20 protein-coding genes are annotated in these 23,490 nt (G+C 66.5%); 4 read left to right on the top strand and 16 right to left on the bottom strand.

Annotated elements, in window-relative coordinates; translation table 11 throughout:
• Positions 1–11: 11 nt before the first annotated feature.
• The 3 genes from G7Y85_RS08375 to G7Y85_RS08365 all read right to left on the bottom strand — a co-directional run bounded on the left by G7Y85_RS08375 (position 12) and on the right by G7Y85_RS08365 (position 1,524).
• Positions 12–638 (bottom strand): porin, encoded by a 627-nt coding sequence (locus tag G7Y85_RS08375; RefSeq protein WP_166254836.1) that lies wholly within the window; start codon positions 636–638, stop codon positions 12–14.
• Positions 639–806: 168 nt separating this feature from the next.
• Positions 807–1,175 carry a c-type cytochrome gene (locus G7Y85_RS08370; RefSeq protein ID WP_166254833.1) on the bottom strand — a complete coding sequence of 123 codons (369 nt, stop codon included), beginning with the start codon at positions 1,173–1,175 and terminating at the stop codon, positions 807–809.
• Positions 1,176–1,185: 10 nt separating this feature from the next.
• Positions 1,186–1,524, bottom strand: a complete 339-nt coding sequence (locus G7Y85_RS08365; RefSeq protein ID WP_166254830.1) for a c-type cytochrome — start codon at positions 1,522–1,524, stop codon at positions 1,186–1,188.
• Between the two features lie 223 nt (positions 1,525–1,747).
• On the opposite strand from G7Y85_RS08365, the gene G7Y85_RS08360 reads away from it, so the two are divergent.
• Complete coding sequence (locus tag G7Y85_RS08360) at positions 1,748–3,271, top strand: Ppx/GppA phosphatase family protein (RefSeq protein WP_206675540.1); 1,524 nt, start codon at positions 1,748–1,750, stop codon at positions 3,269–3,271.
• A gap of 24 nt (positions 3,272–3,295) precedes the next feature.
• Here G7Y85_RS08360 and ppk1 read toward each other — a convergent pair whose 3' ends face one another.
• A complete protein-coding gene (ppk1, locus tag G7Y85_RS08355; protein WP_166254824.1) occupies positions 3,296–5,374 on the bottom strand; it encodes a polyphosphate kinase 1 in 2,079 nt (692 codons plus the stop codon).
• A gap of 90 nt (positions 5,375–5,464) precedes the next feature.
• A complete protein-coding gene (locus tag G7Y85_RS08350; RefSeq protein WP_166254821.1) occupies positions 5,465–6,385 on the bottom strand; it encodes an EcsC family protein in 921 nt (306 codons plus the stop codon).
• Between G7Y85_RS08350 and G7Y85_RS08345 the strand changes: the two genes are divergently transcribed.
• Positions 6,384–7,151 carry an NRDE family protein gene (locus G7Y85_RS08345; RefSeq protein ID WP_166254818.1) on the top strand — a complete coding sequence of 256 codons (768 nt, stop codon included), beginning with the start codon at positions 6,384–6,386 and terminating at the stop codon, positions 7,149–7,151. The two genes, G7Y85_RS08350 and G7Y85_RS08345, sit on opposite strands and share 2 nt — an antisense overlap.
• Before the next feature lie 82 nt (positions 7,152–7,233).
• Here the strand turns inward: G7Y85_RS08345 and G7Y85_RS08340 are convergent, their stop codons facing one another.
• Entirely contained in the window at positions 7,234–7,983 is a 750-nt protein-coding gene (locus G7Y85_RS08340) for an SDR family oxidoreductase (protein WP_366514933.1), read from the bottom strand.
• Between the two features lie 53 nt (positions 7,984–8,036).
• On the opposite strand from G7Y85_RS08340, the gene G7Y85_RS08335 reads away from it, so the two are divergent.
• Positions 8,037–8,825 carry an undecaprenyl-diphosphate phosphatase gene (locus tag G7Y85_RS08335; protein WP_166254815.1) on the top strand — a complete coding sequence of 263 codons (789 nt, stop codon included), beginning with the start codon at positions 8,037–8,039 and terminating at the stop codon, positions 8,823–8,825.
• Between the two features lie 10 nt (positions 8,826–8,835).
• Here the strand turns inward: G7Y85_RS08335 and G7Y85_RS08330 are convergent, their stop codons facing one another.
• From G7Y85_RS08330 to G7Y85_RS08315, 4 genes are read right to left on the bottom strand one after another with little or no spacing between them, the layout of a single operon-like run.
• Positions 8,836–10,377: a DHA2 family efflux MFS transporter permease subunit gene (locus G7Y85_RS08330; RefSeq protein ID WP_166254812.1), complete on the bottom strand. Its 1,542-nt coding sequence runs from the start codon at positions 10,375–10,377 to the stop codon at positions 8,836–8,838.
• Positions 10,374–11,582 (bottom strand): HlyD family secretion protein, encoded by a 1,209-nt coding sequence (locus G7Y85_RS08325; protein WP_166254809.1) that lies wholly within the window; start codon positions 11,580–11,582, stop codon positions 10,374–10,376. The genes G7Y85_RS08330 and G7Y85_RS08325 overlap by 4 nt, the downstream gene beginning before the upstream one ends.
• Positions 11,579–13,024 (bottom strand): efflux transporter outer membrane subunit, encoded by a 1,446-nt coding sequence (locus tag G7Y85_RS08320; RefSeq protein WP_166254806.1) that lies wholly within the window; start codon positions 13,022–13,024, stop codon positions 11,579–11,581. Before G7Y85_RS08320 ends, G7Y85_RS08325 begins: the two co-directional genes overlap by 4 nt.
• Before the next feature lie 5 nt (positions 13,025–13,029).
• Positions 13,030–13,536 carry a MarR family winged helix-turn-helix transcriptional regulator gene (locus G7Y85_RS08315; protein WP_166254803.1) on the bottom strand — a complete coding sequence of 169 codons (507 nt, stop codon included), beginning with the start codon at positions 13,534–13,536 and terminating at the stop codon, positions 13,030–13,032.
• 191 nt (positions 13,537–13,727) lie between these two features.
• Here G7Y85_RS08315 and G7Y85_RS08310 point away from each other — a divergent pair, with 191 nt between their 5' ends.
• Positions 13,728–14,381: a TetR/AcrR family transcriptional regulator gene (locus G7Y85_RS08310; RefSeq protein WP_206675539.1), complete on the top strand. Its 654-nt coding sequence runs from the start codon at positions 13,728–13,730 to the stop codon at positions 14,379–14,381.
• Here G7Y85_RS08310 and G7Y85_RS08305 read toward each other — a convergent pair.
• From G7Y85_RS08305 to G7Y85_RS08280, 6 genes are all read right to left on the bottom strand, one after another.
• On the bottom strand, positions 14,344–15,582 hold the full coding sequence (locus tag G7Y85_RS08305) for a multifunctional CCA addition/repair protein (protein ID WP_166254797.1): 1,239 nt from the start codon (positions 15,580–15,582) through the stop codon (positions 14,344–14,346). The genes G7Y85_RS08310 and G7Y85_RS08305 overlap by 38 nt on opposite strands.
• Positions 15,583–15,645: 63 nt before the next feature.
• Positions 15,646–17,586: a lytic transglycosylase domain-containing protein gene (locus G7Y85_RS08300; protein ID WP_166254794.1), complete on the bottom strand. Its 1,941-nt coding sequence runs from the start codon at positions 17,584–17,586 to the stop codon at positions 15,646–15,648.
• A 67-nt stretch (positions 17,587–17,653) separates the two neighbouring features.
• Complete coding sequence (locus tag G7Y85_RS08295; protein ID WP_166254791.1) at positions 17,654–18,592, bottom strand: hydrogen peroxide-inducible genes activator; 939 nt, start codon at positions 18,590–18,592, stop codon at positions 17,654–17,656.
• Between the two features lie 645 nt (positions 18,593–19,237).
• The gene (hemF, locus tag G7Y85_RS08290; protein WP_166254789.1) at positions 19,238–20,194 is read right to left on the bottom strand and encodes an oxygen-dependent coproporphyrinogen oxidase; all 957 of its coding nucleotides are present in this window, start codon (positions 20,192–20,194) and stop codon (positions 19,238–19,240) included.
• On the bottom strand, positions 20,191–20,751 hold the full coding sequence (tsaC, locus tag G7Y85_RS08285) for an L-threonylcarbamoyladenylate synthase type 1 TsaC (protein WP_166254786.1): 561 nt from the start codon (positions 20,749–20,751) through the stop codon (positions 20,191–20,193). Before tsaC ends, hemF begins: the two co-directional genes overlap by 4 nt.
• Positions 20,751–23,228 carry a DNA topoisomerase I gene (locus tag G7Y85_RS08280; protein ID WP_166254783.1) on the bottom strand — a complete coding sequence of 826 codons (2,478 nt, stop codon included), beginning with the start codon at positions 23,226–23,228 and terminating at the stop codon, positions 20,751–20,753. The genes tsaC and G7Y85_RS08280 overlap by 1 nt, the downstream gene beginning before the upstream one ends.
• Positions 23,229–23,490: the final 262 nt, after the last annotated feature.

The following is a 23,490-nucleotide window of genomic DNA, read 5'->3' as shown; positions in this document are numbered from 1 at the left end:
GCTGCCGCGTTCTACATCGCGCCGAAATTCCAGCGCAGGCCGAGACGCACGTCGTCGAGCTTGATATCGACGTTGTCGCTGTCCTTCAGATCGGTCGAGCGGTAGTCGGCGAACGCGCCGAACATCGGCGTGAAGTTGTACGCCGCACCGACCTGCCACTCCAGTCCGTCGGCAGAACCATGATCGCTGACGCGCACATAGCCAAGCTGACCATACAGCGTCGCCGCAGGCAGCGGTGCGAACTCGATGCGTCCGTGCAGGCCGTAACCGTCGGGCGTCGAGCTGTCGCCGCCGCCGGCGTCGAGCTTGAGATGCACGTATTCGGCGAGACCGCCGAAGCGCAGCTGTTCACCCATCATGAAACCGAGCCCGGCGCGGATCTGGTCGATATCCGTGTCGCTGTCGTCGAGATTCGCGGTCTGGTACTCGGCTGCGACAAACAGCGTGTCGCCGATCGGTGCCGCCACGCGCAAGCCGTAGCCGTCGCCGCTGTCGTCACCGGAACCGGCGCCCGGAACATGGACCTTGAGCTTGGAATCGGCTGTGTAATAGCCGTCCAGATATCCAGGCGTCGCCGCGAAAGCCAGACACGGACCCACAAGCAATGCTGCGGCGATGCCGCTCTTCAGGAAATTCATCTTGTCTCCCTTATTGGTTTTTGTATCGACCGACCCCAGTCGACCGCCGCAGTATACCGATCAGGATCAGCTCGCTACGGCCTGCCCGCGCAGCGAAACCTGACCGGGCGCACAAAAAAACGGCGCCTTTTCGGGCGCCGTCGGACCAGCATCCAGCCGCGAACGGACTTACGGCGTTTCCGGCGTGGCCTCGCCGACGCTCGGGGTATACAACGGGCTCTCCTGCTCGGAGAAATAGCCCGCCAGCGCCTTGATGTCGTCTTCCGACAACGTCGCCGCCTGCGCGCCCATGATCGGATTCTTGCGATCGCCGGACTTGTACTCGTGCAGCGCGCGTTCCAGATAGTTGGCGTACTGGCCGGCGAGCACCGGATAGTTCGGCGCGATCGGCTTGGCGCCGCGCTCACCGTGGCACGCCGTGCAGACGGCCGCCTTTTCCGGAGCGGCGCTTTGCGCCAGCGCGACGCCGGCGGGTGCCAGGCCGAGCAGGCTGACAGACAGGACCCAGGAAGGGAAAGATGCAAGCGAACGTTTCATGCGTCGACCTCTACGGATGCTTGGGCGCGGTGGCGAGGAACGCGGCGATGTCCGCGATGTCCTGATCGGACAGGCTGGAGGCCTGCGCGTGCATCGTGCCGTGCGCGCGGTTGCCTTGCTTGTACTCGTTCAGCGCGGCGGCGATGTAGTCCGCCGACTGGCCGCCAAGCTTGGGCACGCGGTAGGTCGGATAAACATTGTTGTACTTGGGAATGCCGTGGCATCCCATGCAGGTGTTGGCCTTGACGCGGCCTGCCTCGGCATTGCCGTCCGCGGCCTGTACGGGCGCAGCCAGCAAAAGGGCAAGCGGAGCGGCGAGGGCAATGACGCCCCAACGCGCAGACTTCATGGTAGAGCTCCCAAACCAGGGCGGATGTAGATGAACCTGAATCCAGCCGCAATATGTTCCGGGAATTGCGCCCTGCGGTCAACGCGTGTCCGCGTCGGCCGCAGGCCGCGCGTGCGCTGTCTGGAGCCCGTCACGGATGAACTGCTACGCTGCCGCACAAATTTTCGCGACGCTTCTGCCGACATGCCCCTTTCCGTTCCCCGCGTCCCGTTTGATGCCACGCATGCCGCCGGCTAAGCCCGCGCGCAGTGCCTCGACGCGCGCGCAGGAGTTTGCGGCGATCGACCTGGGCTCCAACAGTTTCCACATGCTGGTTGCGCGCCGCGAGGGCGACAAGCTGCAGGTGATCGACCGTCTGCGCGACTCCGTGCGTCTGGCCGCCGGCCTGGAAGCGGATCGCCGCCTGTCGCCGCTGGTCACTGAACGCGCACTGGCCTGCCTGCGTCGTTTCGGCGAGCGCCTGCGCGGCATTCCCGGCAGTCAGGTGCGCGCGGTCGGCACCAATACCATGCGCAAGCTCAAGGCCGGCAGCGATTTCGTCGCGACCGCCGAAGCCGCGCTCGGCCATCCCATCGAAGTCATCGCCGGCGCCGAGGAGGCGCGGCTGGTGTACGGCGGCGTCATCCACGGCCGCGGCCGCAGCCAGCCACAGCGGCTGGTGGTCGACATCGGCGGCGGCAGCACCGAATTGATCATCGGCCGCGGCGAAACGCCGAAACTGCTGGAGTCGGTGTCGCTGGGCTGCGTCGTCCACACCCAGCGCTTTTTCGGCGATGGCCGCATCACGCCGATACGCTTCAAGCGCGCGCGGCTGGCCGCCGGGGTCGAACTCGAATTCCTGCAGCAGCCCTATCGCGACGCCGGCTGGGATCTGGCAATCGGCTCGTCCGGCACGATCCGCGGCATCTGGCGCGTGATGCGCGAGAACGGCTGGATCGACGACGAGATCACGCGCGACGGCATGGAACACCTGATCGCGCTGGCGCTGCGTCGACGCAGCATTGCCGACATCGACTTCCCGGCGCTGCGAGAAGATCGCCGGCCGGTATTCATCGGCGGGCTTGCGGTGCTGGCCGGCGTGTTCGACGCGCTGCAGATCGACCGCATGGAGACCTCGGATCGCGCCTTGCGCGAAGGCCTGCTCTACGACCTGCTGGGCCGGCTCAGCAATCGCGACATCCGCAACGACTCGGTACAGACGATGGCGCAGCGCTACGGTGTCGACGTGGCGCATGCCCGCGATGTCGAACGCACGGCGCTGCGCATTTTCGAGCAGCTGGAAACGCCCTGGAAGCTCGACCGCGTCATGGCGATCCCGTTCCTGCGCTGGGCCGCGACCCTGCACGAAGTCGGCCTCGCCATCACCCACAACGGTTATCACAAGCACGGCGAATACATCGTCCGCCACAGCGACCTGCAGGGCTTCTCGCAAACCGACAAGCACATGCTCGCCGCGCTCGTGCGCCTGCATCGCGGCAAATTCACGCCGGCACCAACCGCCGGCCTGCCGGGCGACTGGATCGTGCCCGTGCAGAAGCTGGCGGTGATCCTGCGTCTGGCCTATCTGCTGCATCGCTCGCGCAAACCCGGCCTGCGACCGCCGCTGCAGGCGGATGCCACACGCAAGGCGCTGCAACTGCGCTTCAATCGTGATGGCTGGCTTGACCGGCATCCGCTGACGCGCGCCGACCTCGAGCGCGAGGTGCACTATCTCGCCGCGCTGCCGATGACCCTGCGCCTCGTCTGACCGACGGCGCCACGAGGCGCGGCTTCAGCCTTCCAGCAGCTTCTGCTGGATCGCCTTGCCTTCGATGCGCTCGGCGCGCTGGTAGGAACCGTCGGCCTGCAGGAACCAGCTCTGCGCGGTGTCTTCGAGATAGCCCTGCAGGTGCGCGAGAATGCGCTTGCGCAGGCGCTTGTCGAGAATCGGGAAGGCCACCTCGACACGCTTGAACAGATTGCGCTCCATCCAGTCGGCGCTGGACAGATAGAGCTCGATGTCGCCGCCGTTCTCGAAGCAGTACGCGCGATGGTGCTCGAGAAAGCGGCCGATCACCGAACGCACTTCGATGTTGTCCGACAGCCCCTTGACCCCCGGCCGCAGCGAGCACATGCCGCGCACGATGAGATCGACGCGGACGCCGGCCTGCGAGGCGCGATACAAGGCGCGGATCATGTCCGGCTCGACCAGGGCATTCATCTTGGCGATGATGCGCGCCGGCCGGCCGGCGCTGGCGTGCGCGATCTCGCGCTCGATCTTGCCGTGCACTTCCTTGGCCATCGTGAACGGCGACTGCAGCAGGCGATCGAGCTTCATCACCTTGCCGAGGCTGGTCAGCTGCAGGAACACGGCATGCACGTCGCGGCAGATCACCGGATCGGCCGTGAACAGGCCGTAATCGGTATAGATGCGTGCCGTCTTCGGATGGTAATTGCCGGTGCCGAGATGCGCGTACTGACGCAGCGCCGACGGTCCGTCGACGACCGTTTCCTCGCGGCGCACGATCAGGCACATCTTGGCGTGCGTCTTGTAGCCGACCACGCCGTAAACGACGTGAGCGCCGACTTCCTGCAGTTTTTCCGCCAGATCGATGTTGTTGGCCTCGTCGAAGCGCGCACGCAGTTCGACGACCACGGTCACTTCCTTGCCGTTGCTGGCGGCTTCGATCAGGGCGTCGACGATCGACGACTGGTCGCCGGTGCGATACAGCGTCTGCTTGATCGCCAGCACCTTGGGATCGCGCGCCGCCTGGCGCAGGAATTCGACGACCGGTGTGAACGAATCGTAAGGATGGTGCAGCAGGTGATCGCGCTCGCGGATCGCCGTGAACAGATCGCCGGACAAGGCCTTCGGGACGTGCGGCACGTACAGCGGATATTTGAGGTCTGGACGATCGACCATGTCCGGAATCGCCAGCAGACGATTCAGATTGACCGGCCCGTTGACCTGGAACACGTCGTCGGCAGTCAGCTGCGCGACGTCGGTGAGGTACTGCCACATCTGTTCCGGACAGTTGTGCGCGACCTCGAGCCGCACGATGTCACCCCATTGCCGCTGCGAGAGCTCGCCTTCCAGCGCCTCCATCAGATCCTTGGCTTCTTCCTCGTCGACCAGCAGATCGGAATTGCGCGTCAGGCGGAACTGGAAGCAGCCGCCGGCCTGCATGCCCGGGAACAGTTCGTCAACATAAGCGTGAATGACGCTCGAAAGGAACACGAAATCGTAAGGACCGCTGCCGGCGATCTCGCGCGGGATCTGGATCAGGCGCGGCAGCGCACGCGGCGCCTGCACCACGGCGAAGCCGGTATTGCGACCGAAGGCGTCCTTGCCGGACAACTGGACGATGAAGTTCAGCGACTTGTTGAGAATGCGCGGAAACGGATGCGCCGGATCGAGTCCGAGCGGCGACAGCACCGGCATCAGCTCGTTCTGGAAGTAGGTATGCAGCCAGGCGTCCTGCTCCGGGCTCCATTCGGTACGGCGCACGAAGCGGATCTTCTCCTGCTCCAGCGCCGGAATCAGCACTTCATTGAAAACCCGGTACTGCTCGGCGATCAACGCGCGCGCGCGGGTGCTGATTGCCGCCAGCGTCTCGGCCGGCCGCATGCCGTCGGCGCCACGATTGAGCGGATTGAGCTCCGCCATCTGCTGCAGGCCGGCAACGCGGATCTCGAAGAACTCGTCGAGATTGGCACTCGAGATGCAGAGGAACTTGAGGCGCTCCAGCAGGGGCACGGTTTCGTCGAGCGCCTGCGCGAGCACGCGCCAGTTGAATTCGAGCAGCGACAGTTCCCGGTTGAGGAAAAGGTCGGCGGGCTGCAGTTCGAGATCGGGAGGCGTTTCGCTCATGAAGGCATCCACTGACGCCATGGTCGGCGCCGGCATTCGGGCTCTGCAGTCTATGACAGCGCCGTGAACTGCATGTGACAGGCCCAGCGTTCAGCCGGAGGCGAGCAAGGCCGGATAGCGCGCGCTCAGGCAGCGGTACTGCAATGCACGCTGCGCGACCGCCGCGATGTCCTGCAGATAGCCGGCGTTGACGGCGCCGCCGATCACCGCACCGATCACCGGCACCAATCCCAGGCCGAACACCGAACGGCGGGCGATGTTGAAGCCGATGCGGTCGGCCAGCGACTTGATGCTGAACTGCGCCGCGCCCTTGGCCAGATGCCGTTCGGCGACGCGCTCGACGCCGTCGCGCCAGGCTTCCGCGAACAGGTCGCCGGATTCGCACCACGCGGCCCAGGCCGTCTGCTTCTCCTCCAGCGTGTTGGCCGAGGCCAGCGCGAACACGCCGATCGCCAGACCCCGGCGCTCCGGCGCCCGCCAGTCCTCGCCGTAGCAGTACGCCGTGCGATGAATGGTGCGCAGCGCCAGCGCCAGCAACGTCGGAATGTCGGCAGCGATGCCCGGCGCACCGGCGAGCCCGAACAGCGCCCCGCCGCCGATGCCCAGCGCCATCGCGCGAACTTCCACACGCTGCGCAAGGCGATCGCATTCTTCCAGCGGTGCGCGACGCAAATCGTCCAGCTGCTCGACACCGGCGGCCTTCAGCACGTCCTGACGAACCGCCGTCCAGCCGGCCGCATGATCGACACCGCGCAGAACGCCGCGCAGAACGCCGGCCGGGACGATCTTCTGCGCGGCAAACGCCGCGATCCGGCTCGGCGTGCGCATGGTGCGCGTGCCCCAGTCGGGCTGCGCTTGACGCCAGCGCTCGATCGCCTGCCATTGCGCCAGATCGTAAGCCAGGGGTTTGCCGTGCTTCGTCATGCCGACACTGTAGGCGCAGACGGCGCCACGAACCAGACACGCGACGATATTGACCGCCGATATCGCGGCCCCGATAGTGCGCGCCATGTGTCTCATCGCACTGGCGCTCGACGCCCATCCCCGTTATTCGCTCGTGCTCGCCGCAAACCGCGACGAGTTTCACGCCCGCCCGACCGCGCCGGCTTCGTACTGGGACGACAGTCCGCAGATTTTCGGCGGCCGCGATCTTCAGCAGCACGGCAGCTGGCTGGCCGTCGCGCGCGATGGCCGCTGGGTCGCCGTCACCAATGTGCGACGCATGGAATTGCCGGACCCGACGGCGCCATCGCGTGGTGGCCTGGTCACTGCGTATCTGCGCGGCGCGCTCGGTGCGCGCGACTACGGCGAATCGCTGGCCGAACGTGCCAGCCGATACGCGGGCTTCAATCTGCTGCTCGGCGATCGCGACGGCGTCTGGTATCTGAGCAACCAGCCGGGCTTCCAGCTGCAGGCACTGCAGCCCGGTCAGCATGCCGTCAGCAACGCCAGTCTCGACACGCCCTGGCCGAAACTGGTCCAGCTGAAGTCACGCGTCGGGCAGTGGTGCGGCGATGGCGAAACCGACACGGCGGCCTTGTTCGCGGCGCTTGCCGATCCGGAGGCTGCCGATGACGGCGCGCTGCCGGATACCGGCGTCGGCATCGAGCGCGAGCGCTTCCTGTCGCCGGCTTTCGTCAACAGCGACGAATACGGCACGCGCTGCAGCACGGTACTGACCGCCGATGCCGGCGGCCACGCGGTGTTCCACGAACGCCGCTTCGGGCCGCGCGCGGCATTCCTCGGCGAGACGATCGAGTATCTGTCACTGGCCTGATCGCGGCGGCGCCGGTGCGGCTGCCGCGCTCGATCGCGCCGGTGATCGCGGCACCACGCACGGCGAACACCCTGGCGTCTTTTCAGCGCAGGCGCAGACCGCCGTCGACCGGCAGGATCGCGCCGGTGACATAGGCCGCATCGGATGACAGCAGAAAACGCACGGCGCGCGCGATCTCGTCGGCGCCACCGAGTCGACCCAGCGGGATGCGCGCCAGCTCGCGCGCCTGTTCGGCAGCATCGATGCCACCGCTGACGGCCCACAGCATGTGTCCCGGCGCCACGCCGTTGACGCGCACGTGCGGCGCCAGTTCCAGTGCCAGCGACTCGGTGAGCGACCACAAACCGGCCTTGGCGGCGTGGTAGGCCGCATAGGGCGGCTGCGGCCGCGGCGTCTGCGTGTCGAGGATGTTGACGATCGCCGCACCGGCGCCGAACCGCGGCGCGCAGGCCTGCGCGAGCAGCAGCGGCGCCCGCAGGTTCGATGCGAACAGCTCCTCGAGCTGCGCGTCATCGATCGTCCCCCAGGGCGTCTGGAAATAGCTCGACGCGTTGTTGACCAGCGCATCGAGTCGCCGCCAGCGGCCGTGCGCGGCCTCCGCCAGCGGCGCGAGCCTGGTCGGGTCCGCCAGATCGGCGAGCTGCAGCACGGCCGAAGCGGCGCGCTCGCGGTTCAGTTCGTCGACCAGCGCCTGCGCCTCCGCCACCGAGCGGTGAGCATGGACGACGACATTCCAGCCGGCGGCATGCTGCGTGCGCGCGATCGCCGCGCCGATGCGCCGCGCGGCGCCGGTCACCAGTACCACGGGCGTTTCTGCTGCGAGCGCGCTCACGGTGCGTCCTTTATCCTTGTGTCCTCTTTCCCCAACCCAGTGTAAGGCCCCGCGTGGACGCCCTGATCAACGTCATCCTGCTTGGCATCATCGAAGGCATCACCGAATTCCTGCCGGTCTCCAGTACCGGCCATCTGCTCATCGCCGAACACTGGCTGGGACATCGCTCGGATCTGTTCAACGTCGGCATCCAGGTCGGCGCGATCCTTGCCGTGGTGCTGATCTACCGGCAAAGGCTCTGGGAGTTGCTGCGCAATGTCGGCAAGGCCGAGAACCGCGACTATCTGTTCAAGCTCGGCGCCGCGTTCCTGATCACCTGTGTCGGAGGCCTGGTGGCCAAAAAGCTCGGCCTCGAACTGCCGGAAACGGTGGCGCCGGTCGCCTGGGCGCTGATCATCGGCGGCATCGCGATCCTGCTGATCGAACGTGCCGCGGCGGGCATGACGCCGAGCGAAGCCGTGACCTGGAAGATCGCGATCTGGGTCGGGCTGGCGCAAATCCTCGCGGCCGTGTTTCCCGGCACCTCGCGCTCGGCGGCGACGATCTTCGCCGGCATGCTCGCCGGTCTGTCGTCGCGCGCGGCGGCGACCGAATTCGCGTTCATTCTCGGCATCCCGACGATGTTCGCCGCCAGCGGTTACGAAACCCTCAAACTGCTGAAAACGCCGGTGTTCGCCGACGAGAACTGGCAGGAGTTCTGGATCGGCTTCGTGGTCTCGGCGGTCGTCGCGTTCATCGCCGTGAAGTGGCTGCTGCGCTATGTGCAGAGCCACCGCTTCACGGTGTTCGCCTGGTATCGCATCGTCTTCGGTGCCACGCTGCTGCTGTTCCTGCCAGGCTGAGCGTCTTCGCTCAGTCGGCAGCAACCGCGTGCACGGCACCCTTGGGCCGGCGCGTGAACCAGACCATGCCGATCACCGCCAGCGACAGCCAGCCGGCGAACCAGAAGATGTCGAGCGCCGACATCAGGTAGGCCTGTCCGGCCAGCGTGTGCGCCAGCGCACCCAGCGACTGCTGCTCGTTGAGGCCTCCCGCCTGCAAGGTGTTCATCGCGTGCTGCAGGCTTGGATCGTAGATGCTCGACGCCTCGGCCAGCCGTGACTGGTGCAAGGTGGCGCGACGATCCCAGGTGGTCGTGACGATCGAGGTCGCGAAGCTGCCGGCCGTGATGCGCAGGAAGTTCGACAGACCCGACGCCGCGGGAATCTGTGAATCCGGCAGACCGTCAAGCAGGATCGCCAGCATCGAGACGAAGAACATCGACATCGCGATGCCCTGTACCAGCAAGGGCATCACATAGGTCCAGAACCCGGCGTCGGCGGTGTAGCCGGCGCGCATGAAGTATGAAACGCCGAAGAACACGAACGAAGCGGTCGCGAACAACCGCGCATCGAACTTGCCGATGTACTTGCCGACAAAGGGCGACAACAGCACCGCGACCACGCCGCTGGGCGCGGCGACGAAACCGGCCCAGGTGGCGTTGTAGCCGAGCCAGGTCTGCATCCACAGCGGCTGCAGCACGACCGCGCCGAAGAACACTGCGTAGCCGAGGCACAGCACGACCGTGCCGAGCGCGAAATTCCGACCCTTGAACAGGGACAGGTCGATGATCGGGTGCTCCTCGCCGAACTCCCAGATCAGAAAGACGATGAAGCCGATCAGCGCGACGATCGCCATGGTGACGATGAAGCCGGACGCGAACCAGTCGGCATCCTTGCCCTTGTCGAGCAGAATCTGCAGCGAACCGACCCAGACGATCAGCAAGCCGAGGCCGATGCCGTCGACCGGCAGCTTGCGGGTCGGCGTCTCGCGATGCTTGAGGCCCTGCCAGCAGATGAACGCGCAGAACAATCCCACCGGCACGTTGATGTAGAAAATCCACGGCCAGGAATAATTGTCGGAAATGAAGCCGCCGAGAATCGGCCCGCAGATCGGCGCAACCAGCGTCGTCATCGACCAGACGGCCAGCGCGGTGCCTTTCTTGTGTGGTGGAAACAGGGTGATCAGCAAGGCCTGCGAGCCGGGAATCATCGGCCCCGATACCGCGCCCTGCAGCACGCGGAATGCGATCAGCGACGGCAGACTCCAGGCCGCACCGCAGAGAAACGATGCCAGCGTGAACATCAGCACCGACATCACGAACACGCGAACAACGCCGAAGCGCTGCATCAGCCAGCCGGTCAGCGGCACCGAAATGCCGTTGGCGACGGCGAACGAGGTGATGACCCAGGTACCCTGATCGCTCGACACGCCGAGGTTGCCGGCGATCGTCGGGATCGACACGTTGGCGATCGTCGTGTCGAGCACCTGCATGAAGGTGCCGAGCGCGAGCGCCGTCGCGACGAGGCCCCGCGCGCCGACCTGCGGCGCCGGGCTGGCGGCCGCTTCGCTCACGGCGCGGCAACTCCGGCCGCAGCGCCCGTCGCGACGTCACCGCCACCATTGCGGGCGATGATGTCGGCGACCAGCCGATCGACCGCGGCGTCATATTCCTCCGACGCCACCACCTGCTGCGGTCCGGTGCGGACTTCGGTCGCGATCAGCGGCCCCGAGGTGTCATGCAGGTCGACCTGCACGTCCATCGACAGGCCGACACGCAGCGGATGCGCCTGCAGCTCCGCGGCGTCGAGCGCGATGCGCACCGGCACCCGCTGCACGATCTTGATCCAGTTGCCGGACGCGTTCTGCGCCGGCAGCAAGGCGAACGCGCTGCCGCTGCCGGCACCGAGGCCGGCGACATGGCCGTGGTACGTGACGTCGCCGCCGTACAAGTCGGCATGCACCTCGGCCGGCTGACCGACGCGCATCTTCTCGAGCTGGACTTCCTTGAAATTGGCTTCGACCCAGGCCTGGTCGAGCGGCACGACCGCCATCAACGGCGCCCCCGGCGCGATGCGCGCGCCGATCTGCACGCCGCGACGGGCAACGGTGCCGCTGAGTGGTGCGGTGATCTTCGTGCGCTTCAGCGCGAGCGCGGCTTCGCGGACCTTGGCGGCGGCGGCCAGCACCTGCGGGTGATCGGCAACCGTCGTGTTCTCGATCTGCGCGTTGTTGGTGGCGAGATCTTCCTGGGTGGTGGCGAGTTGCGCCTCGAGCTGCGCAACGCGATCCCGTGCATGTTGCAGCTCCTCGCTCGACACACCGCCATCGGCAGCCACTTCGAGACGGCGCTTGAGATCGCCGCGTGCCGCCTGCAGCGAAATCTCGCTGCTGCGCATCTGCGCCTTCAGGCCGCTGCTCCTGGAGAACAGCCCGCGAACGGTACGCACGGTGCGCGCGAGTTCAGCCTCTGCCGCGGACTCGGCGACTTCGGCGTCGGCCGGGTCGAGCTCGACGAGAAGCTGGCCGCGTTCGACATGCTGGGTGTCGTCGACGTGCACCGAGGTCACCGTGCCGGCCACTTCGCTGCTGATCTGCACCAGGTCCGATGCCGCGTACGCGTCATCGGTGCTCTCGAAGTAGCGTCCATGCAGCAGCCAGTAGGCGGCGTAGGCGATCAGGCCGAGCACGACCAGCGCGGCGACGATCAGCAGGCGGCGCCGGCGCGTGCCGTTGCCGTTGCTGGGAGGGTTCTGGACAGCGGCGTTCTGAGTGTTCATGAGGAGGCTCCGGCACCTGCGGCGGTGCCCGGCGTGGGGGGATCGAAAGTGCCGCCAACGGTCAGCAGCAAGGTGACGCGCGCGACGGCGAGTGCGGCCTGCAGCGAAACCACGTCGCGGCGCGCACTGAGAACATTGGATTCGGCATTGAGGACGACGATCTGCGAGCTCAGGCCTGCCGCGTAGCGCTTTTGCGCCAGTGCATAAGCCGCTTCGCTGGCGGACAGTGTCTGCCGGCTCTGTTGCAGTTGCTGTGCCTCCGACCGGCTCAGCGTCAGCTGATCGGCAACGTCACGCACGGCGTTCAGCACGGTGTCGTTGTAGCTGGCAACGGCGGCGTCGACTTCGGCGGTCGCGCCGTGATAGCCGGCCTTGAGGCGCTGTGCGTCGAACAGCGGCAGGTGCACGCTCGGGCCGAAGCCCCAGATGCCGCTGCCGCCCTTGAACAAGGTGTCGAGGCCGATCGCCTGATAACCGGCAAACGCCGTCAGGCTGATGTCCGGGTAGAACGCGGCTTTCGCTGCGGCGCGGCCGGCAGTCGCCGCATCGACGCGCGCCCGCGCCGCGAGCACGTCCGGACGATGCGCGAGCAGATCGATCGGCAGCTGCGCCGGCAAGGGCAGCGCGACATCCAGCGTCAGCTGCGGGCGGCCGATGCGGTCATAGGCATCGGCGCCATGGCCACTCAGCGCCGCGAGCCGATGCACCGCGAGATCGCGCGCGCTTTCCGCCTGCAGCCGCGCCGCGCGTGCCTGCGGCAGCAGGGCTTCGGCGCTTTTCACGTCGAGCTGGGTATCGAGTCCGGCACGGACGCGATCCTCGGTCAGCTTGAGCAGGGTCTCGCGCTGCTGTTCGGCCTGCGTCGCGATGTCGGCGAGCGCGTAGGCGCGATACAGATCGAGATAGGCCTGCGCCAGCGAGCCGGACAGCGCGAGTCGTGCCGATGCGTGATCGAGCGCTGCGGCCTGCGTCTGCAGGCGCGCCTTGTCGATCAGATCGGCCTGCCGGCCCCAGAAGTCGAGATCCCAGTTGAGATTCGCGCCGAGCTGGCCGACCCAGTATTCGCCGCCGCCATACGGCGGCGGGATGTAGTAGTTCTCGGAGAAACGCTGACGCACTTCCTGACCGTCCAGCGTGACGCCGGGACGCGTCGCGGCACCGGCGGCCTGCGCCTGCGCCTGGGCGCTGCGCACGCGCGCCAGCGCTTCGGCAAGACCCGGATTGTTGGCGAGCGCATCGTCCACCAGCCTGTCGAGCTGGGGATCGCCGAACGCCTTCCACCAGTCGCCGCTGACGGTCTGCAGCCGGTCGCTGCCGAGTCCCAGCGCCTGCGCATCCACCGTCGTCACGCGCGGCTCGTCCTTGGGCGGCAGTACGCACGCGCTCATCAGCAGCAGGGGGATCAAGGCCGCCGCCACGCGGCTCGTCTTCATGTCGTTCATCGCTTTCATCCTTCCGCCCCGGCAAGGCCCTTGGTCTGCAAGGCCAGCAACAGCTTGTTGAGCAGACGTGTCAGCTCCGCGAACTCGGCCTTGCTGAAGCCGTCCATCAGGCCATTGAGGGCCTCGACGAACTGCGGCTTGAGTGCCGCAACCTGCTGCTCGCCGGCCGCCGTCAAGGCCAGTTCGACGACGCGACGGTCCTGCACGCTGCGCTGACGCGTGACGTAACCGCGCTCCTCGAGCTGATCGAGCATCCTGGTCACCGCGCCGTTGTCGTGGCACATCGCACGGCACAGGTCGCTGGCGGTCTGCGCCTGGCCTTCGCTGAGTTTCAGCAGCGCCATCCATTGCACGAAGCTGATGCCGTTCGGCGCGAAGATCGCCTCGGCGCGCGCCAGCATCTGCGCGTGCGAAACCTTCAGCAGATACCCGACGCTGTTGGTCGAATGAAAGGTCTTCACGTTGTAATGCTGGTTCGTCACGGTTCCCTGCCCGGCAGTTATCTGCCTCATCAATGTCTGCTTCGGCAACTATTGTATTTGCAATTATTGCCGTGTCAAGAAGCTTTCGCTCTGGCCCCGGCAGGCAGCGCACGCTCGCGCATCCGCGCAGCGGCGGGCTTGCATGAATGCGAGCATTGACTCACGTTTTTGCAATAATACGAGCAATGACTCGTGTTCCCTACTCGCATTCGGAAACCGCCATGAGACGGATCGAAAAACCCAGAAAGCTGCCGCGTCAGCAGCGCGCGCAAATGACGGTCGACGCGATTCTCGATGCCGCCGCTCGCATTCTGTCCGGCGACGGCTATCCCGCCATGAGTACCAATCGCGTCGCGGAGCTGGCCGGCGTCAGCGTCGGGTCGCTGTATCAGTACTTCCCGAACAAGGATGCGCTGGTCGCCGCCCTGCACGAACGGCACGGACGGCAGATTCACGAACTGCTGGATGTGGCGCTGCGCGAAACCGAAGGCAGCAGCCTGCGCGCGGTCGTCACGGCACTGGTGCGCGCCGCGCTGCAAGGCCATCTCATCGACCCGCAGCTGCACCGCGTGCTGGAAGCCGAGTTTCCGTTCTTCGATGCGCCGGTCGCCGAAGGCAACGACCATCTCGATGTGCATGCGCGTCTGCGCGCCCGTCTGGCCGAACATCGCGCCGAGATCGCGCCCCGCGATCTCGACCTCGCCAATTACATCGTCAGGACCACCGTGCAGACCATGGTGCACGCCGCCGTCATCGACCCGCCGGCCGCGTTCACGACTGCACAGCTGGAGACCTCGATCATCGATCTGGTGATGGGCTACCTGCAGCCCGCGACCCTCAGGACACCGATGCGCGCGCGGCGCGCCAGCGCGTGAGCGCCTCGATCCGCAATGCCTGCACGCGGGCGCCGATGGCCGCACCTTGCAGGGCTTCGGTGGCGAGCACATCGCGTGCCTGGATCGTGGCCGCGACGGCGCGCGCCTCGCGCAGATAGTCGGCCGGCGGATAGGCGGACTGTTCGAAGCCGAGCCGGCCGCGCGCGTCGCAAAGGCTCGCCTGCAGGACCTGCTCGAAACGCTCGCCGCTGCGAAACGCCGCGGCCCGGTCGAGAAACTCGAGCAGGGTTTTCGGTCGCAGCTCGAGCGCGCGGTGGATCAGCAGATGCTCGCGCGTGTGCAGGACGGCGAGATCGCGGCAGGCGGCCGGCACACGCAAGCGCGCCGAGAACGCCTCGACCAGCGGAACACCGCGCACGTCGTGCAGCCGGTGTGACGGCCATTGCTCGGGCGGCGTACTGGCCTTGCCGAGATCGTGCACCAGCGCCGCATAACGTACGGGCATATCGAACGCCGCGCGCGCGGCCACGTCCACGCACATCAGCGTGTGGACGAGGCTGTCGACTTCCGGATGGTAGTCGGCGCGCTGCGGTACACCGTGCAGCGCGTCGAGTTCCGGGAGGATGCGCGCCAGCGCGCCGCAATGCTGCAGCGTCGTGAAGAACACGCTCGGCGCCGGAGTCGCGAGCGCCTTGAGCATTTCCTGCCAGACGCGTTCCGGCACCAGATGGTCGACTTCCCCGCTGTCGACGATCTGTTTCAGCAGCACGGAAGTCTCCGGCGCCACGTGAAAGCCGAGCGGGGCAAAGCGCGCATGAAAACGCGCAAGCCGCAGCACGCGCACCGGATCTTCGACGAACGCATCGGCGACATGACGCAGCACGCGCGCTTCGAGGTCGCGTACGCCGCCGAGCGGGTCGATCAACTCGCCGTGTTCGTCTTCGGCAATCGCGTTGACGGTGAGGTCGCGTCGCCGCAGATCGTCTTCGAGCGTGACATCGGCGCCGGTATGGAAAGTGAACCCCTGATAGCCGCGACCCGACTTGCGCTCGGTGCGCGCGAGCGCGTGCTCTTCGCCGGTCTGCGGATCGAGAAAGACCGGGAAGTCCTTGCCGACCGGTCGATAGCCGAGCGCCACCATCTGATCCGGCGTACTGCCGACCACGACCCAGTCGCGCTCCTTGACCGGCAGGCCGAGCAGGCGATCGCGCACCGCACCGCCGACCAGATACTTCTTCATGGCTGCGCGTTCAGAGCGCGGGCACGACGCGTCGCACGCTGCTGCGGCTTCGCGGGCTGTCGCTCATGGCGTCACCCTGTGCACGGGCTGCAGCAGGTCATCGAAATCGCGAATCTTGCCGGAGGTCTGCCAGTCGTGGACGGCGATATGCCAGGCGATGCGTTCGACGTACTTGCGCGTCTCGTTGTACGGCACGTTCTCGATCCAGATGTCGGCATCCAGCGGCGTATCCGGCAGCCAGCGCGCGACGGCATTCGGGCCGGCGTTGTAGGACGCCACGGTCAGCACGAACTGCCCGCCGTAGCGGTCGGTCATCTGCCGCAGATAGGCGCTGCCGAGTGCGATATTGGTCCGCGCGTCGAAAAGATCGTCGCGATCCGGGCGCGGCAGTCCGGCACGACGCGCGGCGTCGCGCGCCGTCGCCAGCTTGAGCTGCAGCAGACCCAGCGCATCCGATGACGACACCGCCTGGCGCAGGAACAGGCTCTCCTGCCGCATCACGCCGTAGATCCAGGCCGGCGGCAGATCGCTCTGCTTCGCCGCATTGCGAATCTCGTCGGCATAGGCCTTCTTCGGATACATGAGATCGAGCGCGTCGCTGTCGTCGAGTCGCGTCAGCATCAGCACCGCCTGCCAGTGCCAGCCCCAGTGCGAAGCGAGCAGCGCGGCCTGCAGGCGATCGGCATCCGTCATCGTCGCGGTTGCGGTCCGCCATTCGCTGTCGGCCCAGGGCACTTCGTCGACGAAATACAGCTCGCGTGCGCGCAGCAGCGCGTCATTGCGCTTCAACAGACGCTTCTGCGCGGCATGGTCGGCGTCGAGATCGCGGGTCTGCGGTTGGTAGCGTGCACCGAGCCGCCAGGCCGACAGCACGCCGTAGTAGCCGTTGCTCTGCGCGAGCGAGCTGTACAGGGCGCGGGCCTGATCGTTCTGCCCCAATTGCTCGGCGCTGCGGGCGCGCCAGTACGCCCAGCGCGGATCGTCGGCCGCCGATGCCGGCAGCGTCTGCAGCCAGTTCGCGGCCAGCTGCCAGTCGCCATTCCACAAGGCCGCACGGACCCGCCATTCGCGCACCGTGTCGTCGACGGCGTCTTCGGGGACCGCCTGGAACGCGGCAATCGCGCCCGGATCGCGATCCCACGCCAGGCCCAGCGCGACCGCGCGGCACAGCTCGCCGTATTGCGCGTCATCGATGCGGCTGCGATCGAACTGCTTGAGGAGCGTTTGCGCCGTCGGTGGATCGCGGCGCGCCAGCTTCTGAAATCCGGCATCGAATGCCGTCCACTCGAAGCGCTGGCGAGGATCGCCGACGATCGCGCTCAGCGCCTGCTGTGGATCGTCGAGCAAGCGCTGCCACTGCCGCAACGGCGCGGCCCGCTCCGGCGGCAGACGCTGGATCAGGACGCCGGCGAGATAACTGTTGCCGGCACTCAGCGCCTTGCGTGCGCGCTGTTCGACGGCCGCATCGCCGATCAGGTTCTGCGCCTGCAGCCAGTCGAACGGCGGGTTGCAGACCGCCGGCATCTGCGGCGCATCGACCCAGAACGCCAGCAGGGCCTGCCCGGTTGCGGCAGGATCGCCGTCGCTGGCGATGCGTGCCTGCCAGCGATAGCAGACCAGGGTCGGATCGCTGTCGCTGCCGTCGTCCTGTGCCGTGAACAGCGGCCAGTCTCCGCGTGCGGCAATGTCGCGCAACCACTGCCGCCGCAGTTCGCGGCTGACCGGCAGATCGGGATGCGCGTTGAGCCAGCGTGCCGCCGCCGCATCGGCGCTGCCGTCGATACCACGCGAGATCAGACTCTGGATGCGCGTGGCTTCCAGATAGGGATAGAGCACGTAGTCGCGCAGTGCCGCGCTGTCCGGCTGCGCCGGCGTCTGCCCGGCGCGGGCACTCGTCATCGCGTCGCGGAATTGCTGACGGACAGCGTCGTCATCGTCGGCACGGGCGATCGCCGGCACGGCCAGCAGGATCGCGAGAAACAAGGCAGCGGTTCTGTTTTTCATCATCATCGGTCGGCCCGCTGCGATTGTAGTGCAGCGAACCGAGCCGGCGATGAACAGCCGGACTCGATCAGTCCAGCGGCGGCGCGGCGTCCGGCAGCAGGCGAACCCCTTTCATGCCACAGGCAAGAATGGCGTCACGCAGTTGCGTGATCGCCTGGCGGCGCGGAAAGGTCTTGCGCCAGACCAGCGCGATGCGGCGATGCGGTCCCGGCGGCACGAACGGTTTGGCCAGCAGGCGCGAACGTTCGTCCGGCCGGTTCTCGACCGATGACTGCGGCAGCACCGTGATACCCAATCCACCGACGACCATGTGGCGGATCGTCTCCAGCGAACTGCCGGACTGCGGCTGCGGTCCGTCACGATCCGGATCGACGCATTTCGGGCAGGCCTCGATGACCTGCTCGCGGAAGCAATGCCCCGGACCGAGCAGCAACAGCTTTTCGCCTGCAAGCTGCCTGGCAGCGATCGCCCCGGTATCGGCCCAGTGATGCTCTGGCGGCACCAGCACGACGAAGTCCTCATCGTAGACCGGCCACGCGCACAGACCGTTGAGATCGACCGGCAGCGCCACGCAGATCACGTCGAGTTCGTTGTCGCGCAGCTGTTCGAGAAGCCGCGCAGTGAAATTCTCCTCGATCATCAGCGGCATCTGCGGCACGGTTTCGCGCAGCACCGGCACCAGGTTCGGCAGCAGGTACGGCCCGACCGTGTAGATCGCACCGAAGCGCAGCGGGCCGACCAGCTCGTCGTGACCCTCGCGCGCCAGATCCTCGATGCGCCGCGCCTCGCCGAGCACGCGCTTGGCCTGCTCGATGATGCGCACGCCGACCGGCGTCGGTCGCGCTTCGCCACGATTGCGCTCGAACAGCGCGACGCCGAGTTCGTCCTCGAGCTTTTTCAGCGCGACCGACAGCGTCGGCTGCGACACGAACGAGCGCTCCGCCGCACGGCCGAAGTGGCGTTCCTTGTCGAGGTTGACGAGATAGCGAAGCTCGGTGAGGGTCATGCGGGGATTATGGCATTGCGCCGGGATCACTTTTGGGGCGCACGATCCTTCGATGATGGGTTGTTTGATCTGGCCTTTGGTTTCGCGCTGCGGCGCGACTTACTTTTCTTTGCTTGTGCAAAGAACAAGTAAGCAAAAGAAAGCACACCCCTGGGGCCGCACTCCACTTTGCGGAGTGCCCTGCGCTGCTCACGTGCTCGGGAGCGTCGCCGACGCGGCGTCCCTGCCGCGACGACGACTTGGCCGGCCGTCCTGGCCGGCCATTCCCTGCGCGCGCTGCGCTGCTCGGTGCGGCCCAAGGGGACCCCGAAATCAAAAGCCAAAGCGCGATCACCGCGAAAGCCTGCTGAAGCCTTTGACGTTCGGGTCCCCTTTGCGAAGCGCCGAGAAGCGCAGGACGGCAGGAGCTGTCCGGGCCTGACTGTCTGAGCGCTGCACAGCAGCGCGAGTTTCAGGCACGGCCTGCCGTTCGAGCATCGCAGGGAATCCTCGCGAAGCGAGGACGCGTGAGCCAGGGGTGTCCTTTCTTTTGGTTTCTTTTCTTTGGACACGCAAAGAAAAGAAACCCGCGCCGCAGCGCGGAATCAAAGGCCGGATCGAGCAACAACCCCGCAAAGGAGAAAGGCCCCTATCGCTACGTGCCGCCTACCAATCCCGCGGCACCAGAAACTTCTCGTACAACTCGGCTTCGGGCGAGCCCGGCTCGGGCCGCCGGTCGTACTGCCAGGCGGCCAGTGGCGGCATCGACATCAGGATCGACTCGGTGCGGCCACCCGATTGCAATCCGAAATGCGTGCCGCGGTCCCAGACCAGATTGAACTCGACATAGCGCCCGCGCCGATAGAGCTGCCAGTCGCGCTCGCGCTCGCCGTAGGCCATGTCCTTGCGCCGTTCGACGATCGGCAGATAGGCGTCGAGGAAATGATCACCGACGCTGCGTTGCAGTGCGAAGCTGCGCGCAAAGCCGCCGACGTGCCAGTCATCGAAGAACAAACCGCCGATGCCGCGCGGCTCCTCGCGGTGCTTGAGGAAAAAGTAGTCGTCGCACCATTTCTTCAGCTTCGGATGCGCTGGCGCACCGTCGTCGGTGACGAAACCTTCGCATGCGGATTTCGCGCATCGGTGCCAGTGCCGCGCATCCTCGTCGAAGCCGTAATACGGGGTCAGGTCGAAGCCGCCGCCGAACCACCAGACCGGCAAGGCATGCGTGGCTTCGGCGACGAAGAAACGGACATTGGCGTGCACGGTCGGCACGTAGGGATTGCGCGGGTGGAACACCAGCGAAATGCCCATCGCGCGAAAACCGCGGCCCGCGAGTTCCGGACGATTCTGTGTCGCCGACGGCGGCAGCCGGCTGCCGCGCACGTCGGAGAACGCAACGCCGGCCCGCTCGAAAATCCGGCCGTCGGCGAGCACGCGCGTCTCGCCGCGGCCGCGCAGCGGACTGTCGGCGGGCTTTTCCCAGGCATCGGCAGCGAAGCGCGCGCCGTCCGCCGCTTCGATCGCCTCGACGGCGTCGCAGATGCGTTGCTGCAGTCCGCGCAGATAGGTTTCGACAGCGGCGCTGTCGACCGGCGAGCCGGCCTCGGACAGGTTCGTCATCGCCGCAGGATATGGCCGGTCGCGACGTCGCGAATGGTCGTCGGCTTGGCGAGCCCGCCGAGCGCGCCCGGCACCACGACATCGACCTGTCCGCGAAAATAGCGGCGCGCTTGGTGTGCACTGCGCGCCGGTTCGCGGCCGGACGGATTGGCGCTGGTCGACACCAGCGGACCACCGAAGCGCTTGCTCAGGGCACGCAGGACCGGATGGGCCGTGACGCGCACGGCCACGCCGTCGTGATCACCGCTGACCCACATGGGCGTGTGCGGCGTCGCCGGAAAGATCCAGGTGGCGGGGCCCGGCCAGGTGGCGGTCGCGCGCTTCAGGGCGTTGTTCGACGGCACATCGACGAACGGCGCGAGCTGCGCGAAATCGGCGGCCACCAGGATCAGACCCTTGCTCCAATGCCGTCGCTTGGTCGCGAGCAGGCGCATGCAGGCGCGCTCGTTGAGCGGGTCGCAGGACAGGCCCCAGACCGCCTCGGTCGGGCAGGCGATCAGGCCGCCGGCCTCCAGCGCGTCGATTGCAGCACGCAGATGCCAGGGTGCGACGTCCATCAAGCAGTCTTTTTCGCGGCCTTCTTGACGGCCTTCTTGGTCGCTTTCCCGGCCGCTTTCCTGACCGCCTTCTTGGCGACCTTCTTCACCGCCTTGGGTTTGGCGTCCGCCGCGACGGTCTTGCTCGCTGCCTTCTTGGTCGCGCCCTTGCGGCCGCCCTTCTTCGGCGCCGCCGCTTCGGCTTCGGCCAGATACGCTTCGCACTCGAACACGCTGAGGGCTTCCGGCTCGCGACCCTTGGGAATGCGGGCGCGCCGTGAACCGTCGGTGATGTAGGGGCCGAAACGGCCTTTGACGATGCGAATGCCGCTGTCGCCGAACTTGACGATGGTCGCCGCTTCCAGCGCCGCCGCCTTCTGTTCGATCAACTCGATCGCGCGCGGCATCTCGACGGTGTACGGATCATCGTCCTTCTTCAGCGAAACGAACTTCTTGCCGTAGCGCACGTACGGACCGAAGCGGCCGATGTTGACCTCGACCTCGTCGCCGTCCGGCAGAAAGCCGAGCTTGCGCGGCAGGCGGAACAGCGCCAGCGCCTCTTCGAGCGTGACCGTGTCGATGCGCTGATTGGCGCGCAGCGAGGCAAAGCGCGGCTTTTCCTCGTCGTCGCGCCTGCCGATCTGCACGCAGGGTCCGTAACGGCCGAGACGTGCCGACACCGGCCGGCCGCTGACCGGATCGATGCCGAGCTGACGGTCTTCGGAAATCTCGGTGCGCGAAAGCTCCATCTTCTCGTCGATGCGCGGCTTGAAGCTGCCCCAGAACGACGCGAGCAGCGGCTTCCACTGCATCTCGCCACGCGACACCGCGTCGAGTTCGTCTTCCAGATTCGCGGTGAATTCGTAGTCGACGTACTGCGTGAAGTGATCGGTCAGGAACTTGTTGACGATCAGGCCGACATCGGTGGGCGAGAACGCCTTGCCTTCGAGGCGCACGTAGTCACGCGCCTGCAGCGTCGAGATGATCGACGCGTAGGTCGACGGGCGGCCGATGTCGTATTCCTCCAGCGTCTTGACGAGGCTGGCTTCCGTGTAGCGCGGCGGCGGTTCGGTGAAGTGCTGATCGGCGATCAGATCGGCGAGCTTGACGCGATCGCCGACCTGCAGCGCCGGCAGGCGCTTGTCGTCATCGTCGTCTTCCTTGCCGCTCGGCGTATCGAAGCTCTGCGTATAGGCCGCGATGAATCCGGGTTCGATCAGGGTCGAGCCGCTGGCGCGGAACGCATGGGCGCCGCGGGCACCGGCCGGCGCCTCACCGGCGCGCAGCTCGACAGTCACGGTATCGAACAGCGCCTGCTCCATCTGGCTCGCCACCGTACGCTTCCAGATCAGCTCGTAGAGCTTGGCCTGATCGGGCGCGAGATACCTGGCGATATCCTTCGGCAGACGTGCCGCCGCGGTCGGACGCACCGCTTCGTGCGCTTCCTGCGCGTTCTTCGACTTGGTCTTGTAGTAGCGCGGCTCCGGCGGCAGGGCCTTGGCGCCGAATTGCTGCGGAATGACCTGGCGAATTTCGGTCAGCGCATCCTGCGCGAGATTGACCGAGTCGGTACGCATGTAGGTGATCAGACCGACCGTTTCGCCGCCGATGTCGATGCCTTCATAAAGCTGCTGGGCGGCGCGCATCGTGCGGCTGGCCGCAAAGCCGAGCTTGCGGTTGGCTTCCTGCTGCAGGGTCGAGGTCGTGAACGGCGGCGCCGGATTGCGGCGGCGCTGCTTCTTGTCGACCGTGCCGACCACGAGTTCGCCGTTTGCCGCCTTCAGCAACACCGACTTCGCCGCCATCGCGCCGACGACATTGTTGAGCGTGAACTGCTCGACCTTGCGACCGTCGAATTCGACCAGGCGCGCCGTGAACGCTTGCGCGTCCTTTTCGACCGCGGCCTCCATCGACCAGTACTCGCGCGGCACGAACGCGCGGATCTCCAGCTCGCGCTCGCAGATCAGGCGCAAGGCCGGCGACTGCACGCGGCCGGCCGACAGGCCCGGCTGCACCTTGCGCCACAGCAGCGGCGACAGATTGAAGCCGACCAGATAGTCGAGTGCGCGCCGTGCCTGCTGGGCGTTGACCAGATCGGCGGAGATTTCGCGCGGATTCTGGATCGCCTTCTGCACCTCGCGCTGCGTGATTTCGTAGAACACCACGCGCTTGACCGGCTTGTTCTTGAGCGCGTTCTTCTCGCGCAGCAATTCGGCCAGATGCCAGGAAATCGCCTCGCCTTCGCGATCAGGGTCGGTCGCGAGCCAGAGTTCGTCGGCGTCCTTCAAGGCCGACACGATCGCCCGCACATGCTTCTCGTTGCGGTCGATGATCTGGTACTTCATGTCGAAACCGTGCGTCACGTCGACCGCACCGTCCTTCGGCACCAGATCGCGGACGTGGCCGTAGCTGGCGAGAACCTCGAAGTCCTTGCCGAGATATTTCTTGATCGTCTTGGCCTTGGCGGGCGACTCGACGATGACCAGGTTTTTGCTCATTCACCGCTCAGGAGGTGGAGGCGACCGACGGCCGCTGTTGGGCGCCTTATAAGCGGTGCGGTGCCACGGTGTCCAGCCAACCGCGCGCGCGCATGCGCGTACGCGAGGGCTAAAAAGGGCTTTTGGATCTGCCGCTTGCAGCGTCGGCCGATGTGCGGAGAAATCGTCGCGAGCAGCGCCGAGGTCGCACCGTTCGCGCACAGCCGTACGGACAGTACGGCGAGCACGGCCGGTGCGAGATCGACGCGCGCAGCAGATTTAT

Source organism: Solimonas terrae, from assembly GCF_011067135.1.
Classification (GTDB): Bacteria; Pseudomonadota; Gammaproteobacteria; order Nevskiales; family Nevskiaceae; genus Solimonas; species Solimonas terrae.
The sequence above is the reverse complement of the archived record's forward strand: the minus strand, read 5'-3'. Positions and strand labels throughout refer to the sequence as shown.